The 15,157-nt window shown below is 58.7% G+C and carries 16 protein-coding genes and 1 riboswitch; of the genes, 13 read left to right on the forward strand and 3 right to left on the reverse strand.

Annotated elements, in window-relative coordinates; genetic code table 11:
- The first annotated feature begins 125 nt into the window (after positions 1 to 125).
- Both K5Q35_RS13560 and K5Q35_RS13565 read left to right on the forward strand, forming a co-directional pair.
- Positions 126 to 560 (forward strand): peptidylprolyl isomerase, encoded by a 435-nt coding sequence (locus tag K5Q35_RS13560; protein WP_013960474.1) that lies wholly within the window; start codon positions 126 to 128, stop codon positions 558 to 560.
- Positions 561 to 704: 144 nt separating this feature from the next.
- Positions 705 to 1,151: a hypothetical protein gene (locus K5Q35_RS13565; RefSeq protein WP_220799943.1), complete on the forward strand. Its 447-nt coding sequence runs from the start codon at positions 705 to 707 to the stop codon at positions 1,149 to 1,151.
- Positions 1,152 to 1,281: 130 nt separating this feature from the next.
- On the opposite strand, the gene K5Q35_RS13570 is transcribed toward K5Q35_RS13565, so the two are convergent.
- Genes K5Q35_RS13570 through fabA form a run of 3 tightly spaced genes read right to left on the reverse strand, consistent with a single transcriptional unit; the run spans position 1,282 to position 3,853 of the window.
- Positions 1,282 to 2,073, reverse strand: coding sequence for an enoyl-ACP reductase (locus K5Q35_RS13570; RefSeq protein WP_220799944.1), 792 nt, complete (start codon positions 2,071 to 2,073; stop codon positions 1,282 to 1,284).
- 9 nt (positions 2,074 to 2,082) lie between these two features.
- Entirely contained in the window at positions 2,083 to 3,312 is a 1,230-nt protein-coding gene (gene fabB, locus K5Q35_RS13575; protein ID WP_220799945.1) for a beta-ketoacyl-ACP synthase I, read from the reverse strand.
- Positions 3,313 to 3,343: 31 nt separating this feature from the next.
- Positions 3,344 to 3,853: a bifunctional 3-hydroxydecanoyl-ACP dehydratase/trans-2-decenoyl-ACP isomerase gene (gene fabA, locus K5Q35_RS13580; protein WP_013960478.1), complete on the reverse strand. Its 510-nt coding sequence runs from the start codon at positions 3,851 to 3,853 to the stop codon at positions 3,344 to 3,346.
- A gap of 194 nt (positions 3,854 to 4,047) precedes the next feature.
- Between fabA and irr the strand changes: the two genes are divergently transcribed.
- The 11 genes from irr to K5Q35_RS13635 all read left to right on the forward strand — a co-directional run bounded on the left by irr (position 4,048) and on the right by K5Q35_RS13635 (position 15,126).
- Complete coding sequence (irr, locus tag K5Q35_RS13585; RefSeq protein ID WP_220799946.1) at positions 4,048 to 4,467, forward strand: Fur family transcriptional regulator Irr; 420 nt, start codon at positions 4,048 to 4,050, stop codon at positions 4,465 to 4,467.
- Positions 4,468 to 4,648: 181 nt separating this feature from the next.
- Positions 4,649 to 5,974 carry a tRNA (N6-isopentenyl adenosine(37)-C2)-methylthiotransferase MiaB gene (gene miaB, locus K5Q35_RS13590; RefSeq protein ID WP_220799947.1) on the forward strand — a complete coding sequence of 442 codons (1,326 nt, stop codon included), beginning with the start codon at positions 4,649 to 4,651 and terminating at the stop codon, positions 5,972 to 5,974.
- A 112-nt stretch (positions 5,975 to 6,086) separates the two neighbouring features.
- A complete protein-coding gene (locus tag K5Q35_RS13595) occupies positions 6,087 to 7,106 on the forward strand; it encodes a PhoH family protein (protein ID WP_013960481.1) in 1,020 nt (339 codons plus the stop codon).
- A 36-nt stretch (positions 7,107 to 7,142) separates the two neighbouring features.
- The gene (gene ybeY, locus K5Q35_RS13600) at positions 7,143 to 7,643 is read left to right on the forward strand and encodes an rRNA maturation RNase YbeY (RefSeq protein WP_220799948.1); all 501 of its coding nucleotides are present in this window, start codon (positions 7,143 to 7,145) and stop codon (positions 7,641 to 7,643) included.
- 39 nt (positions 7,644 to 7,682) lie between these two features.
- Positions 7,683 to 8,579 carry a hemolysin family protein gene (locus K5Q35_RS13605; protein WP_013960483.1) on the forward strand — a complete coding sequence of 299 codons (897 nt, stop codon included), beginning with the start codon at positions 7,683 to 7,685 and terminating at the stop codon, positions 8,577 to 8,579.
- Positions 8,576 to 10,105 (forward strand): apolipoprotein N-acyltransferase, encoded by a 1,530-nt coding sequence (lnt, locus tag K5Q35_RS13610; protein WP_220799949.1) that lies wholly within the window; start codon positions 8,576 to 8,578, stop codon positions 10,103 to 10,105. Before K5Q35_RS13605 ends, lnt begins: the two co-directional genes overlap by 4 nt.
- Before the next feature lie 30 nt (positions 10,106 to 10,135).
- A riboswitch (SAM-SAH riboswitch) is annotated at positions 10,136 to 10,185 on the forward strand.
- Positions 10,186 to 10,189: 4 nt separating this feature from the next.
- A complete protein-coding gene (gene metK, locus K5Q35_RS13615; RefSeq protein ID WP_013960485.1) occupies positions 10,190 to 11,371 on the forward strand; it encodes a methionine adenosyltransferase in 1,182 nt (393 codons plus the stop codon).
- Between the two features lie 319 nt (positions 11,372 to 11,690).
- On the forward strand, positions 11,691 to 12,392 hold the full coding sequence (trmB, locus tag K5Q35_RS13620) for a tRNA (guanosine(46)-N7)-methyltransferase TrmB (RefSeq protein WP_220799950.1): 702 nt from the start codon (positions 11,691 to 11,693) through the stop codon (positions 12,390 to 12,392).
- 83 nt (positions 12,393 to 12,475) lie between these two features.
- Positions 12,476 to 13,828 carry a 3-phosphoshikimate 1-carboxyvinyltransferase gene (gene aroA, locus K5Q35_RS13625; RefSeq protein ID WP_220799951.1) on the forward strand — a complete coding sequence of 451 codons (1,353 nt, stop codon included), beginning with the start codon at positions 12,476 to 12,478 and terminating at the stop codon, positions 13,826 to 13,828.
- A gap of 7 nt (positions 13,829 to 13,835) precedes the next feature.
- On the forward strand, positions 13,836 to 14,453 hold the full coding sequence (locus K5Q35_RS13630; protein WP_013960488.1) for a d(CMP) kinase: 618 nt from the start codon (positions 13,836 to 13,838) through the stop codon (positions 14,451 to 14,453).
- Between the two features lie 142 nt (positions 14,454 to 14,595).
- Complete coding sequence (locus tag K5Q35_RS13635; protein WP_013960489.1) at positions 14,596 to 15,126, forward strand: hypothetical protein; 531 nt, start codon at positions 14,596 to 14,598, stop codon at positions 15,124 to 15,126.
- Positions 15,127 to 15,157: the final 31 nt, after the last annotated feature.

Below are 15,157 nucleotides of genomic sequence, written 5' to 3' on the forward strand. Positions count from 1 at the left end.
GCGAAAAGGACTGGTTTTCGGGTTTACTGATCTCAAAGAGATGTTCAATGTGGGGGCGACACAGAAGAACCTGCGCAGATACGCGGCCTTCGCCACACACCCCCACACAGAACACTGGAGACGAAATGACCCACGTCAAGACGGGCGATACAGTCGCTATTCATTATACTGGCACGCTGTTGGATGGCAGCACGTTTGACAGTTCAGATGGCCGCGACCCATTGGAATTCATTGTCGGGTCAGGCCAGATCATACCCGGCCTTGATGTGGCCTTGCCGGGCATGAGCGTGGGCGACAAGAAGAAAGTCGAAATTGCCTGCGATCAGGCTTACGGTCCCTTGAAAGCTGAAATGCGGCAGGCTGTTCCGCGCGAAGGCATTCCGCCGGATTTGCCACTGGACATAGGGACGACACTGGAAATGCAGACGCCGGATGGCCAGTCAATGCCGGTGCGCGTGGTTGAGGTCGATGACGCGACGGTGACATTGGATGCCAATCATCCGCTCGCGGGCGAAGACCTGACGTTTGATATCGAGTTGATGCGCATAGATGCGGCATGAATTGATATCCCGCATACCGCTGACAAAGTGTTAATTATGAATTCTGTAGTCACTTGAACGAAATGCGGGGTGCATCTAACCATAATGAGACGGAGTGTAGCGTTTAACTAGGGCCTTTTTTGCGTTCCTGAAGGAGAAATTCTTATGGATTACGAAACCTCCCGAACGAGCGATGCTCCTGTTATGAACGCGCTACAGGTTATCTTTTTGGACATTGCCCTCACTGTCGGCCTGCTGGCTGCCCTCAAGGTCAGTGGTACTGGGTGGTTGATGGCCTTCGTTTGTGCCTGGGTCGGGGGATGTTTGCTCACGATTGCTGCAGTCTTTGTGATTTACAAGGTTGCGCTGATGTCTGAGCAGAAAGTTGATGCCGCGGCGGATACCCGGTCGGCTGTGATGCCCGCTAAGGTCGCCGATGCCATACAGGTCTGGGAAACAGACCGTCTGATGGAGCTGGATCTGACAGCGCAGGCCGGATCTGCGCAGGCAACGCATGCCGGACACCACCGCACGGGTGTAACGCCAACCACAGGCGCGGAGGCATCAGACGTGCCGGATCACGCCCACGATAAGCGCGCAAACGGGACTTAGCGCGAGGTCGGGTAACTGCGGCATGCAATAAACTCTTGTTCATGCGTTTTCAGGCGCATTTTTGGGCCAATAGGGACAGGCAAAACATCGCGCGTGTACGTCAGGTACGGCTGTGCCGCGGCATGAGCGTTTACAGGTTCTCGCCCTGTGGCATCCCGAGGATATGATACCCACCATCAACGTGTATGATTTCGCCGGTGGTGCAGGCACCAGCATCTGACGCGAGATAGACAGCCGTGCCGCCCACCGCGTCCAACGTCGCGTTTGAGCGCAGAGGGGCGTTTTGGTCGGTGTGTTTATAGGTCTTTCGCGCACCGCCAATGGCCGCCCCGGCAAGGGTTTTCATTGGGCCGGGAGAGATCGCATTCACGCGGATGCCTTCGGGGCCAAGGTCGTTCGCCAGATACCGTGTGGCACTTTCCAACGCGGCCTTTGCCACACCCATGACGTTATAGTTGGGCACAACGGTATTGCTGCCCTGATAGGTCAGCGTCATCAACGTACCGCCATTTTCGACCATAAGGGGGTGCGCGCGACGTGCCACCTCCAGAAACGAATAGGCGCTGATGTCCATCGTCTGTTTGAAATTCTCACGACTGGTGTTGAGAAAACGGCCCGTCAGTTCGGATTTGTCCGAAAATGCGATGGCGTGCACCAGAAAGTCCATTGTCGGCCAGCGCGCCGACAGTTGTTCGAAGGCGTTGTCCAAGGATGCGTCGTCTGTGACGTCCACATCGACCATGAAGTCCGACCCGACAGAGGCCGCGAGCGGGGCAAGGCGCGATCCAAAGGCGTCGCCCTGATAGGTGAAGGCCATATCCGCACCGGCAGCCGCCATCGATCTTGCGATGCCCCATGCGATCGAACGCTCGTTCGCGACGCCCATGACCAGCCCGCGTTTTCCTGCCAAAAGACCTGACATGATTTTCTCCTATCCCAGATATTTCGACAGGATCATCGACCCGTTGGTGCCGCCAAACCCGAACGAATTGGTCATGACGGAATCAAGCCCGGCGTTGTCGACACGTTCCAGTACGATTTCCTCGGGCGTCAGCGCGGGATCCAGTGTCTCTACGTTGATCGATCTGGTCATGAAGTCATGTTTGAGCATCAGCAGGCTGAAGATGGCCTCCAACGCGCCGGCGGCACCCTGTGCGTGACCCGTCATGGATTTGGTTGAACTGACCGGCGGGGTGGTGCCTGTGCCGAAGACACGGCGGACCGCTTCAATCTCGCCGACGTCACCCACTGGCGTAGAGGTTCCATGCGCGTTGATATAGCCGACCTTGCGCCCCTCGGGCAGTGTGCTTAGTGCCAAACGCATCGCGCGCTCGCCGCCCTCCCCGGAAGGAGCGACCATGTCGTGCCCGTCGGAGGTTGCCGCATAGCCCGTGACTTCGGCGTAGATCGTAGCACCGCGTGCCAAGGCGTGGTCGAGTTCTTCAAGCACCACAATGCCGCCACCGCCCGAAATCACAAACCCGTCGCGGTTGGCGTCAAAGGCACGGCTGGCCTGTTCAGGCGTGTCGTTATATTTGCTGCTCATCGCGCCCATCGCGTCAAAGAGGCAGGACAGGGTCCAGTCGAGTTCCTCGCCGCCGCCTGCGAACATCACGTCCTGCTTGCCGAGCATGATCTGCTCAGCCGCGTTGCCGATACAATGCAGCGAGGTCGAACAGGCTGACGTAATCGAATAGTTTACGCCCTTGATCTTGAACGCGGTGCTGAGGTTTGCGCTTACGGTCGAGGACATGCACTTTGGGACGGCAAAGGGACCGATGCGTTTTGTAGCGCCGGTTTTGGCGACGACATTATGCGCCGTCAGCATCGCGCTGGTGGAGGGGCCACCTGATCCGGCCACCAGCCCCGTGCGCGGGTTGGACACGGTGTCTTCGTCCAGCCCGGCATCCGCGATGGCCTGCGCCATGGCGATATAGGCATAGGCAGCACCGGGTCCCATGAAACGCAGCGTGCGTTTGTCGATGTGTTCGGTCACATCAATCTTGAGCGTCCCGGCGATCTGGCTGCGAAAGCCATGCTCGCTCATCTCAGGGCTTGCGGTAATGCCACTGGTGCCCGCCTTGAGAGAGGTCAGAACTTCTTCTGCGTTGTTTCCGATGGATGAGACGATGCCCAGACCTGTCACGACGACACGGCGCATGGCGCACTCCTTTATTAATAGCGGCTCTGCCTCAACTCTCGGAGAGCGCAACCTTCATATCTGTAACCTGGTAGATGGTTTCCCCATCTGCTTCCACACGGCCATTGGCCACGCCCATTGTCAAGCGCCGGGACTGGATCGCCTTGGTGAAATCCACGTAATAGGTCAGCATCTTGCGATCCGGGCGCACCATTCCGGTGAGCTTTACCTCGCCGACACCAAGGGCATAACCGCGCCCCTGCCAACCGCGCCAGCCCAGATTGAAACCGGTCAGTTGCCACAGCCCGTCAAGGCCAAGGCACCCGGGCATGATCGGGTTGCCGGGGAAATGGCAGTCGAAAAACCATAAATCAGGAGTGATATCGAATTCTGCGACAACATGTCCTTTTCCGTTCGCACCCGCATCTTCAGAGATGTCCGTGATGCGGTCCATCATCAGCATGGGTGGTTCGGGCAATTGTGCGTTGCCGGGGCCAAAAAGCTCGCCGCGGGCGCATTTTAACAGGGCTTCTTTGTCGAAACTGGTCGGGTATTGGGCCATACTGGCGCGTCTCCTGCTCGGCGTCTCTAAGGGTCGACCCCCTCTAGCATCGTGTTTGCGGGTCCTGCAAGAGTGCGGATGCGGCATGTTTATATGCGACACCCGTGGTTTTCCTGAACGGCGGGGGTGTCTTTCCAATTGAAAATCATTCGCAAAGCCCTTTATATAGAAGAGGTTCGTACAAAGAGGCACTCATGAACGACGCGCAACATGATACCGGAGCACAATGGCTGGCAACCGCTGGTCTGCGCCCGACGCGCCAGCGCGTGACGCTGGCGGCATTGCTGATCGGCGATGGTCAGGACCGTCACGTGACGGCTGAAAGCCTGTTTGACGCGGCCAAGTCGCAGGGCGAGGCAGTTTCTTTGGCAACAGTCTATAACACCCTGCGGGCCTTTTGTGATGTGGGTCTGGTGCAGGAAGTCACCGTGGATGGGTCAAAAAGCTATTTTGACACCAACACGCATGATCATCCGCATTTTTATTGGGAAGATGATGCAACCCTGACAGATGCCCCGTCAGAAGACCTCGTGATCGCGCAACTGCCCGATGCCCCTGAGGGGGCGGAGATCGCCTCTGTCGATGTGGTTATCCGTCTGCGTCGCAAACCCTGACGCCCCATCCTGCCGCAGTTCCGGGCTTTTGCCGCGCAGACAAGACTAATGCGGCGCGCAGGTCGAGCGGACCAAAGGTGTGCCATCAAATCGCGTGACGTTGAGACAAGCGAGTTGCATTGCAAGCTTTCGCAGAGACTGGTATCCAGCCGCGCAACACCCCACTGATCGGATCCCTGCCATGACTGCGCCCAAGAAGCTTTTCATAAAGACATACGGCTGTCAGATGAATGTCTATGACAGCGAGCGCATGTCCGAGGCGCTGGTCGCTGAAGGGTATGTTGAGACAAAGACCGCGGAAGATGCGGATATGATTCTGCTCAACACCTGCCACATCCGTGAAAAGGCCGCAGAAAAGGTGTATTCGGAACTGGGGCGCCTCAAATCGCTCAAAGCAGATAATCCTGACCTGAAGATCGGTGTGGCCGGATGTGTGGCACAGGCCGAAGGGGAAGAGATCATGCGCCGCCAGCCGGCGGTTGATCTGGTTGTGGGGCCGCAGTCCTATCATCGCTTGCCACAGATGGAAGCGCGCCTGCGCGAAGGTCACAAGGCGCTCGACACCGACTTTCCACCCGAGGACAAATTCGAAGAGCTCAAGGCGCGCCCCAAAGCGCGGCGCGCGCCCTCGGCATTTTTGACCGTTCAGGAAGGCTGCGACAAATTCTGCGCCTTTTGCGTTGTGCCCTACACGCGGGGTGCGGAGGTCAGTCGACCCGTCACGCGCGTTTTGGACGAGGCGCGCGATCTGGTAGAGCGTGGCGTGCGCGAAATCACCCTGCTGGGGCAGAATGTGAATGCCTATCATGGCGCGGGTGCAGACGGGAACGAACAAACGCTGGCGCAATTGATCTGGGCGCTCAATGATATCGACGGGTTGGAGCGCATCCGTTTTACCACCTCGCACCCCAACGACATGCGGGATGATCTGATCGAAGCACACCGCGATTGCCCGAAGCTGATGCCCTATCTGCACCTGCCGGTGCAATCGGGGTCTGATCGAATCCTCAAACGCATGAACCGCAGTCACACCGCCGACAGCTATCTGCGCCTCATCGAAAGTATTCGCGCCGGACGGCCCGATATCCTGCTGTCCGGGGATTTTATTGTTGGTTTCCCTGAGGAAACAGAAGCGGATTTTCAAGCCACGCTCGATCTGATCGAGGCGGTAAATTATGGCTATGCCTATTCATTCAAATACTCCACACGGCCCGGCACGCCCGCCGCAGAGCGCGCGCAGGTCGACCCTGATGAGGCGGATGAGCGGTTGCAGCGCATTCAGGCGCTGATTACGCGCCAGCAGCAGGACATCCAGCAGTCGATGGTGGGGCGTGATGTCAGCGTTTTGATTGAAAAGCCCGGCCGCTTTGACGGGCAGATGGTGGGCAAATCCGAATACCTGCATGCGGTGCACGTGGATCAATGCAATGCGCGCATCGGTGACATTTTACCGGTTCGCATTGTCGAGGCGAAACGCAACTCGCTAGCTGCGGTGGCGCTTAGCTGACCTCAATCAACATTTTTGTGTGGCTTTGCCGGATAATCGTACAGGCAGCGCTTGCGTTGGTCTCAAGGAATTGGCACCGTCGTGCCGACTCGTACCCCGTTAGGAGCAGCTATTGCCGCCCAGTGACCCAAGCGCGACTGATGTTTTGACCGCCGCACCCGGTGGCACAGTTGAATTCCCCGATAATCGCCTGCTGATCGACCTGTGCGGGCCGTATGACGCAAACCTCGCGCAGGTGGAAAAGGCGTTGGGCGTTCAGATCGTGCGGCGTGGCAATCAACTGGCTGTCGTCGGCAGCCATGATGCCTCTACCGATGCGATTCGCGTTCTGCACGCGCTTTACACGCGGCTGGAAAGCGGTCGCGCGGTCGAAGCGGGTGATGTCGATCGTGAGTTGCGCATGGGCCCCTTTGAAGAGGTTGCGGTGCCTGAAGATGGGGATCAGCTGGAAATGCCCATCGGCAACCGCATTGAGATCCAGACCCGCAAGAAACGTGTTGAGCCGCGTACGGACGCGCAAAAAGCATATGTTCAATCGCTTTTCGAGAACGAACTGGCCTTTGGCATTGGCCCGGCGGGTACGGGCAAGACATATCTTGCCGTGGCCGTTGGGGTGTCGATGTTTTTATCGGGGCAGGTGGATAAAATCATCCTGTCACGTCCTGCTGTTGAGGCGGGGGAACGGTTGGGCTTTCTGCCCGGTGACATGAAAGACAAGGTCGACCCCTATATGCAGCCGCTTTACGATGCGTTGGGCGATTTTCTGCCGGGTAAGCAGCTGGCGCGGCTGATCGAGGAAAAGCAGATCGAGATTGCGCCGCTTGCCTTCATGCGCGGGCGGACGCTGTCGAATGCCTTTGTGGTGCTGGATGAGGCGCAAAATGCGACCACCATGCAGATGAAGATGTTCCTGACGCGTCTTGGTGAGGGGTCGCGTATGGTGATTACCGGGGACCGCACGCAGATTGACTTGCCGCGCGGGACGGCCTCGGGGTTGGCGGATGCGGAACGCCTGCTGAAGGCGATCCCCAAGATCAGTTTCAACTATTTCACCTCAAAAGACGTTGTGCGCCATCCGCTGGTGGCTGCGATCATCGAAGCCTATGAGGCTGATCCAACCCCCAAGGCGTGAAACACGCGTTTTGCCAATGGGGTCAGGGAATGGCGCATGGATATTGACGTATTGATCGAAGATGACCGCTGGAGCGCCTTGGACCTTGATGTGCTGGTACTTGAGGCGCTGCGCGCGACATCCGTCACCCTGAACCTTGATCTGGAAGCTGCGGAGGTTTCGTATCTCGCCTGTGACGATGCGCGCATCACACTTCTGAACGCTGATTTTCGTGAAAAAACAACTGCGACCAATGTGCTGAGCTGGCCTGCCGTTGATCTGGCGCCGGTGATTGCTGGTGCCGTGCCCGCACCGCCGACTGCGGATTTAACCGGCGTGTTGGCATTGGGGGATGTGGCCATCGCCTATGAGACATGCCTGCGCGAAGCGACTGATCTGCGCAAGCCGTTGGCAGACCATGTGACGCATTTGATCGTTCATGGAACATTACACTTATTGGGGTACGACCATATTCGTGACCCTGATGCCAAGCTAATGCAGGGTGTCGAGGCTAAAATACTTGGCAAAATGGGTTTGGATGACCCATATATGGTTTAACGGGCGGCACTATCCGCCTTTAATTCAGAACAGGACCCAATGGGCGACAACGACGGATCATCTGACGCAGCGCTGAGCGCGCGTGAACAAAACACCCCTCCACCAGACGATGAACCTGCAAAACAAGCAGGATTCTTCAGCCGCGTTATTGGCGCATTAAGCCCCTCAGAGGGCGATTTGGTCGAGGCTCCGGCTGAAAATCATTCAGAAAGCCTGCAAACGCATGGCATGATGAACCTGCGGCGCATGCGGGTGGAGGATGTGGCAATCCCCAAGGCTGATATTACGGCCATACCGGCGACATCTACTCTGGACGAAGCCATCGCTGTTTTTAAAGAGAGCGGTTCGACGCGTTTGCCAGTCTATGATGGCACGCTGGACACGCCCATCGGTTTTTTGCACCTGAAAGATGTTGCGCTGAACCATGGGTTCAACGGCGGCTCAAAGAGCTTTGATCTGCGTGCGATGCTGCGTCCGCTGCTTTACGTGCCGCCGTCTATGACGATTGGTGTTTTATTGACCAAAATGCAGGCGGAACGTCGGCATATGGCGCTGGTGATTGATGAATATGGCGGTGTGGACGGGCTTGTCACCATCGAGGATTTGATCGAGCAGGTGATCGGCGAAATCGAAGATGAACACGACGTGGATGAGGACGTGTATTTCACCGAAGAAAAGCCGGGTTGTTATCTGGCTTTGGCAAAGACCCCACTAGAGGATTTCGAGGCCGAAATCGGCACCTCCCTGACCGCGCATGAAGAGGTCGATGAAGAAGAAATTGATACGCTGGGCGGCTTGGTCTTCATGCTGTCGGGGCGCGTGCCTGCGCGGGGTGAAGTCGTGGTGCACCCCGATGGCCCGGAATTCGAGGTGATCGACGCAGACCCGCGCCGCATCAAAAGGCTGCGCGTGCGCACGGCGGCTCAAACAACGTGACAGCCACGTCGGGGCGTTCGGAATTCGCCGGGCTGGCAAAGCTGCCGTGGTCTGCGCAAATTCTACTTTCGGGTTTTCTGGGTGTCATTGGCGCTTTCGGGCAAGCCCCTTATGATCAGCCCGCTGCCCTTGTGATCGCTTTGGCCGGCGCGTTTTGTCTGTGGCGCGCCCAGGCTGACCGGCGCGCGGCGGCAGTCGTTGGCTTGGCTTTTGGCTGCGGCTATTTTGCACTCGCTCTCATCTGGATTGTCGAACCCTTTCAGGTCGATGCTGCGCGCCACGGGTGGATGGCGCCGTTTGCGGTCGGTTTGCTCAGCCTCGGGCTGGCACTATTCTGGGCGCTGGCGTTCTGGGCTGCCCGATTTGTGTCGCACGCGACGTTCGGCTTGGTGCTGACTTGGACCGCCGCTGAAATCGCACGGGCATATGTCTTTACGGGGTTTCCGTGGGCCAGCCCGGCGCAGGTCGCCATCAACGGCCCGCTGTCGCAGCTTCTTGCGTGGGGTGGGCCACATGCAGCGACCTTTGCGCTTCTGCTTTCTGCATGGGTGCTTTCCTTGGCGGGTGGTCGCATCTTGAAAGTGGGGCAAGGCCTCGTTTTTGTCGCTGTTTTGTCGTCACTCTATGCGCCTCTGATGCGCCCGATGGCGGAGCTGAGCGGCAATTGGGTGCGTCTTATCCAGCCCAATGCGGAGCAGCATCTCAAATGGCAGCCCGACTTGGCCGAGGTCTTCTTTCAACGACAGCTCGCGTTGACCGCTGCCCCAGCGCAGACGGCGGACCAAGTGCCTGATCTGATCGTTTGGCCGGAAACGGCAATTCCGTGGCGTTTGGAAACGGCGGGTCCGGCGCTTGTCGAAATCGGGCGGGCGGGTAACGGTGTTCCGGTCGTTTTGGGGACTTTGCGGGCGGAAGGGGGCACCCTGCGAAACGCGCTTGCCGTGATAGGTCCTGAGGGCGCGCCGCAAGCGATTTATGACAAACACCACCTCGTGCCCTTTGGCGAATATATGCCCTTTGCGGGCCTTGCGAACCGTCTTGGGTTATCCGCCCTTGTGGCACAGGCTGGCATTTTCAGCAGCGGCCCCGGTCCTGAACTGTTGGATTTTGGTCCCTTGGGTACTGCGCTGCCTCTCATCTGTTACGAGGCTGTTTTTGCCCATGGTGTGAACGCGGCGCCCGCGCGCCCTGATTTCCTGTTACAGATCACAAATGACGCGTGGTTCGGACAATACGCGGGGCCCCAACAACACTTGGCACAGGCCCGCATGCGCGCGATTGAGCAGGGTTTGCCGCTGATGCGCGCGGCCAATACAGGGATTTCCGCCATGATTGACCCGGCCGGGCGGATCATTTCCAGTCTGCCGCTGGGGCAGGCCGGTTTTATAGACGCGCCGTTGCCACGCCCTGATCCTGCGACGCTTTACAGCCGCTTTGGCGACGTTCCGATGTCTGTATTTTTGCTTGTCAGCCTCGTGTTGCTCTGCCTGCGACAGACCACCGTACGGTGGTCATATAGCGATTGACCTTGGCATAGCGCGACCGTAAGCAGTTGCAGCGAACCACAACGGCTTCCTGACGTGGTTCTTCATTGGCGATTGGAGCGATAAATGTCCCGCAAAAATTATGTTTTCACCTCGGAGTCCGTTTCAGAAGGACATCCGGACAAACTCTGCGACCGGATTTCGGATGCAGTTCTCGACGCTTTCATTGCTGAAGAACCCGAAGCGCGTGTGGCGGCCGAAACCTTTGCCACCACGAACCGCGTGGTCATTGGGGGTGAGGTGGGATTGTCGGATAAAGACAAGCTGCACGAATACATGGACCGTATCGAGGAAATCGCGCGCGCCTGTATCAAGGATATCGGCTATGAGCAGGACAAGTTTCACCATGCCACATGTCAGGTGACAAACCTGCTGCATGAACAATCCGCGCATATCGCGCAGGGGGTCGATGCCGCGAAAGGCAAAGACGAAGGTGCCGGCGATCAGGGTATCATGTTCGGCTATGCCTCCAACGAAACGCCGGAACTTATGCCAGCGCCGATCCACTACGCACATGCGGTGTTGCGCCGCCTTGCTGAGGTGCGCAAGGACGGGACCGAACCAACCCTGCGCCCCGACGCCAAGAGCCAGCTTTCGGTGCGCTATGAAGACGGCAAGCCGGTTGGAGTGACCTCTATCGTCTTGTCGACGCAGCATGCCGATGAAAGCCAGACGTCCGACGATATCCGCGCAATCGTTGAACCCTATATTCGCGAAGTCCTCCCCGATGGTTGGATCACAGGCGATACGGAATGGTGGGTGAACCCGACCGGCACTTTTGTGATTGGCGGGCCGGATGGCGATGCCGGACTGACAGGGCGCAAGATCATCGTGGACACCTATGGCGGGGCCGCCCCGCACGGTGGGGGTGCCTTCTCAGGGAAGGATCCGACAAAAGTGGACCGCTCGGCCGCCTATGTGGCGCGCTATCTGGCCAAGAACGTGGTTGCGGCAGGGCTTGCCGACAAATGTACGATCCAGCTCAGTTATGCGATTGGCGTCTCCAAGCCGCTGTCGATCTACTGCGACACCTTCGGCACCGGCGAAGTGGACGAAGAAGAGATCGAACGCGCGATCGGGCAGGTCATGGACCTGACCCCGCGCGGCATTCGTGAACATTTGCATCTGAACAAACCGATCTATGAGCGGACGGCGGCATATGGTCATTTTGGCCGCGCACCTGATGCAGACGGCGGTTTCAGCTGGGAAAAAACTGACCTGACAGAAGTGCTGAAATCGGCGCTGTAACAGAGTAACTTTGCCGGGCCGTATGCCGAAAACATGCGCATATGGCCCGCCGGTTTGACGATAAATCACACTGCCCGAGGCAGGGAATAAGTCTCTGCCGGAGATCCGTGAAACGTCGAACGCTCCATCTTAGCAAGTCGTCCGGCTGTAGAGTATCGACCAACTTCTGCCCGCTCGCGTGTTGCAGCGGTTTTGATGGCTCGTTAAAGCGTCATGCAAAAAGCCGGAAAAACCCACTGCTGCCTGAAATCAGAGATTTCAACGCGGTAAGCGATATGCGATGTGTCTGATATTTCGTCGGACGCTGTAAGGGGCAGCTATGAGCACAGAAAAACGCCCACATCGAAATTTCTATGGCCGCCTCAAGGGCAAGTCGCTCAAGGCGGCGCAGAAGCGATACCTTGATGAGGACCTCGCGGCTCTCTCGCCCGGACCTGTGGGCTGGGAGGAAAACCCGGATCGCAGGCCCCTAGATTTGCCCGCCCTGTTTGAGGGCAAGCCTGTCTGGCTGGAAGTCGGCTTTGGCGGGGGCGAGCATCTCGTGCACCAAGCCGCCCAAAACCCTGACGTCGGCATCATCGGCGCGGAGCCCTACATCAACGGTGTTGCGATGTTGCTGGGTAAGATCCGTCGCGCAGGTGTTGAAAACCTCGCGGTCCACGCGGGCGATGCCCGTGATCTGATGGATGTATTGCCTGCAGCGTCCATCGACCGGGCCTTTCTGCTTTATCCCGATCCATGGCCAAAAGCGCGCCACCATCGGCGTCGGTTTGTCACGGCAGAACACCTCGAACCCCTCGCGCGGGCGCTCAAGCCCGGCTCGGTCTTTCGCGTGGCCACGGACATCGAAGACTACGTCCGGCAAACCCTGCAGGAAGTGCCGCAGCATGGGTTCAAGTGGCTGGCTAACTCTCCAGATGATTGGCGCAGGCCTTGGCCCGACTGGATTTCCACGCGTTATGAACAAAAAGCGCTGCGCGAAGGGCGCACGCCGCACTACCTGACCTTTATCAGGGAGTAGGCCGCCCGAGACCCGAATGGGCTGGACGCAGCAGCGCCTTGCCGCTAATCCAGCGGCAGTTCTGTTCAATACCGAGATGCATCATGTCCAGCCACGGCGCTCCCATTCCAATGACATCCAGCGCCTGCGGGCCTCTGACGGGTGAGGCCCGTGTCCCCGGTGATAAATCCATTTCGCACCGATCGTTGATCCTGGGTGCGCTGAGCGTGGGTGAGACACGGATTTCCGGCCTTCTTGAGGGGCAGGATGTGCTCGATACCGCCAAGGCCATGCGGGCCTTTGGGGCCACGGTCACCGATCATGGCGGTGGTGAATGGTCCGTGTATGGGGTCGGTGTGGGCGGGTTTGCCGAACCCGATGGCGTGATTGACTGCGGCAATTCAGGCACCGGTGTGCGATTGATCATGGGGGCCATGGCCACATCCCCGATCAGCGCGACATTTACCGGCGATGCCTCGCTGAACGGGCGACCGATGGCGCGGGTTACGGACCCGCTGGCGCTGTTCGGGGCGCAGTCCCACGGCAGACAGGGCGGGCGTTTGCCGATGACCTTGGTTGGCGCTGCTGACCCCGTGCCGGTGACTTACACCGTGCCGGTGCCGTCTGCGCAGGTGAAATCGGCGGTCTTGCTCGCTGGTCTCAATGCGCCGGGACAGACAGTTGTCATCGAGGCCGAGGCGACGCGCGATCACACGGAACGCATGCTGGCGGGTTTCGGGGCCGAGATTTCGGTTGAGGACACGGACGAAGGCCGGGTGATTACCCTGACAGGCCAACCCGAATTGAAACCCCAAAAGATTGACGTGCCGCGCGATCCCTCCTCTGCGGCGTTTCCGGTCTGTGCAGCGTTGATTGTGCCCGGGTCGGATGTTCTGGTGCCGGGGATCGGGTTGAACCCGACGCGCGCCGGGCTGTTCACAACGCTGCGTGAAATGGGGGCGGATCTCACGTATGAAAATGAACGCGTTGAAGGCGGCGAACCGGTGGCCGATCTGCGCGCGCGGTTTTCACCGGACCTGACGGGCATCGAGGTGCCACCGGCGCGCGCGGCCAGCATGATTGATGAATATCCCGTGCTGTCTGTTGTGGCGAGTTTTGCGCGCGGCGATACGGTCATGCGCGGCGTCAAGGAACTGCGTGTCAAGGAAAGTGACCGTATTGATGCCATGGCCAGTGGTCTGCGTGCCAACGGCGTGGCTGTTGAGGATGGCCCCGATTGGTGGATTGTCACGGGACAGGGCCATGGGAATGTTGCTGGTGGGGCGACCTGCGCAAGCTTCCTTGATCACCGGATCGCTATGTCATTCCTCGTTTTGGGCATGGCCACGCAAAAGCGGGTCAAGGTCGATGATGCCGGGCCTATCGCGACGTCCTTTCCGATTTTTGAACCCTTGATGGCGCAATTGGGTGCCCGCATTCAGCGCGAAGACGGCTAGGGGCGCGATGTCGGACGCGGCCTTTACCATTGCCATCGACGGACCCGCCGCTGCGGGCAAGGGCACGATTTCAAAGGCGGTCGCTGCGCATTTCGGGTTTCGCCATCTGGATACGGGATTGCTCTACCGGGCGGTCGGGGCGCAGGTGCTTTTGGGGATGGAGCCGCTGCAGGCAGCGCAACGACTTTCCGCTGACATGCTGGAGGGCTCGAACCTGCGCAGCCCGGAAGTCGCGCAATCCGCCAGCCGCGTTGCTGTCATCCCCGAGGTGCGCGCGGCTCTGCTTGATTTCCAGCGCAGCTTTGCCAGACGGGCAGGGGGCGCGGTTCTGGATGGGCGTGATATTGGCACGGTGATCTGCCCGGACGCAGAGGCCAAGATTTTCGTGACGGCCAGTGCTGATGTGCGCGCGCGCCGCCGCTTTGATGAACTTGTCGGGGCAGGCGCGGCGATCAGTTTTGAACAGGTTCTGGCGGATGTGCTGGAACGCGACGCCCGTGACCGGGACCGCGCCGAGGCCCCTTTGAAACCCGCCGCCGACGCGGTGACGATTGACACCTCTACCTTGGATATTGAAGCGGCGGTCGCTGCAGCAATCCGCGCAATTAAAGACCGACGCGCCTGACGCCTCACGTGGCAAGCCCCCCTTGATCTGCATCCATGAACCCGGCAATGGCCATGAGTTACAAGCCGTTCACTAAAGGGTGCTTGGTCAACATGGCTTTGGGGCGCTATCATTTCACCACATAGATTTGTGAGGGTTTGGAATGATACGGATTGCTCTACTCACCGTCCTGCTTGTGATGTCGACAATGGCGCGCGGGCAAGACTTACCCACGCCCGAAGGGCCGATGACGATGGAACGGATGGCGGGCATCATCGCGGCCCTTGACCCTGAGGTATCGCAGCGTGGTCCGACGTTTGAATTCACCATTCAGGACATCCCGGTCATTGTGATCGCGGACCCGCGTGCGGATCGTATGCGGGCCATGGTGCCGATCCGCTCTGCCGATGCGTTGGAGCAGGCAGAGCTTTTACGCCTGATGCAGGCCAATTTCGATTCAGCACTTGATGCGCGATATGCTGTGGCACAGGGCCGGTTATGGGGCGTTTTCATCCATCCCCTGTCACCTCTGGAGCGGGATCAGCTCATTTCCGGATTGGCGCAGACGGTCAGTGTCGCCCTGACTTATGGACAGAGTTATTCCGGCGGCGCGTCTGTCTTTGGCGGCGGTGATTCCAGTGGCATTTATCAAGAGTTGTTGGATGAGCTGAAAAAACGCGGTCAAGAGCTTTGATCACGCGCCCGCTCACGTCGTCCGCGATAAA

The sequence above is a fragment of the Roseobacter sp. OBYS 0001 genome (genome assembly GCF_019654895.1).
GTDB classification, from domain to species: Bacteria; Pseudomonadota; Alphaproteobacteria; order Rhodobacterales; family Rhodobacteraceae; genus Roseobacter; species Roseobacter litoralis.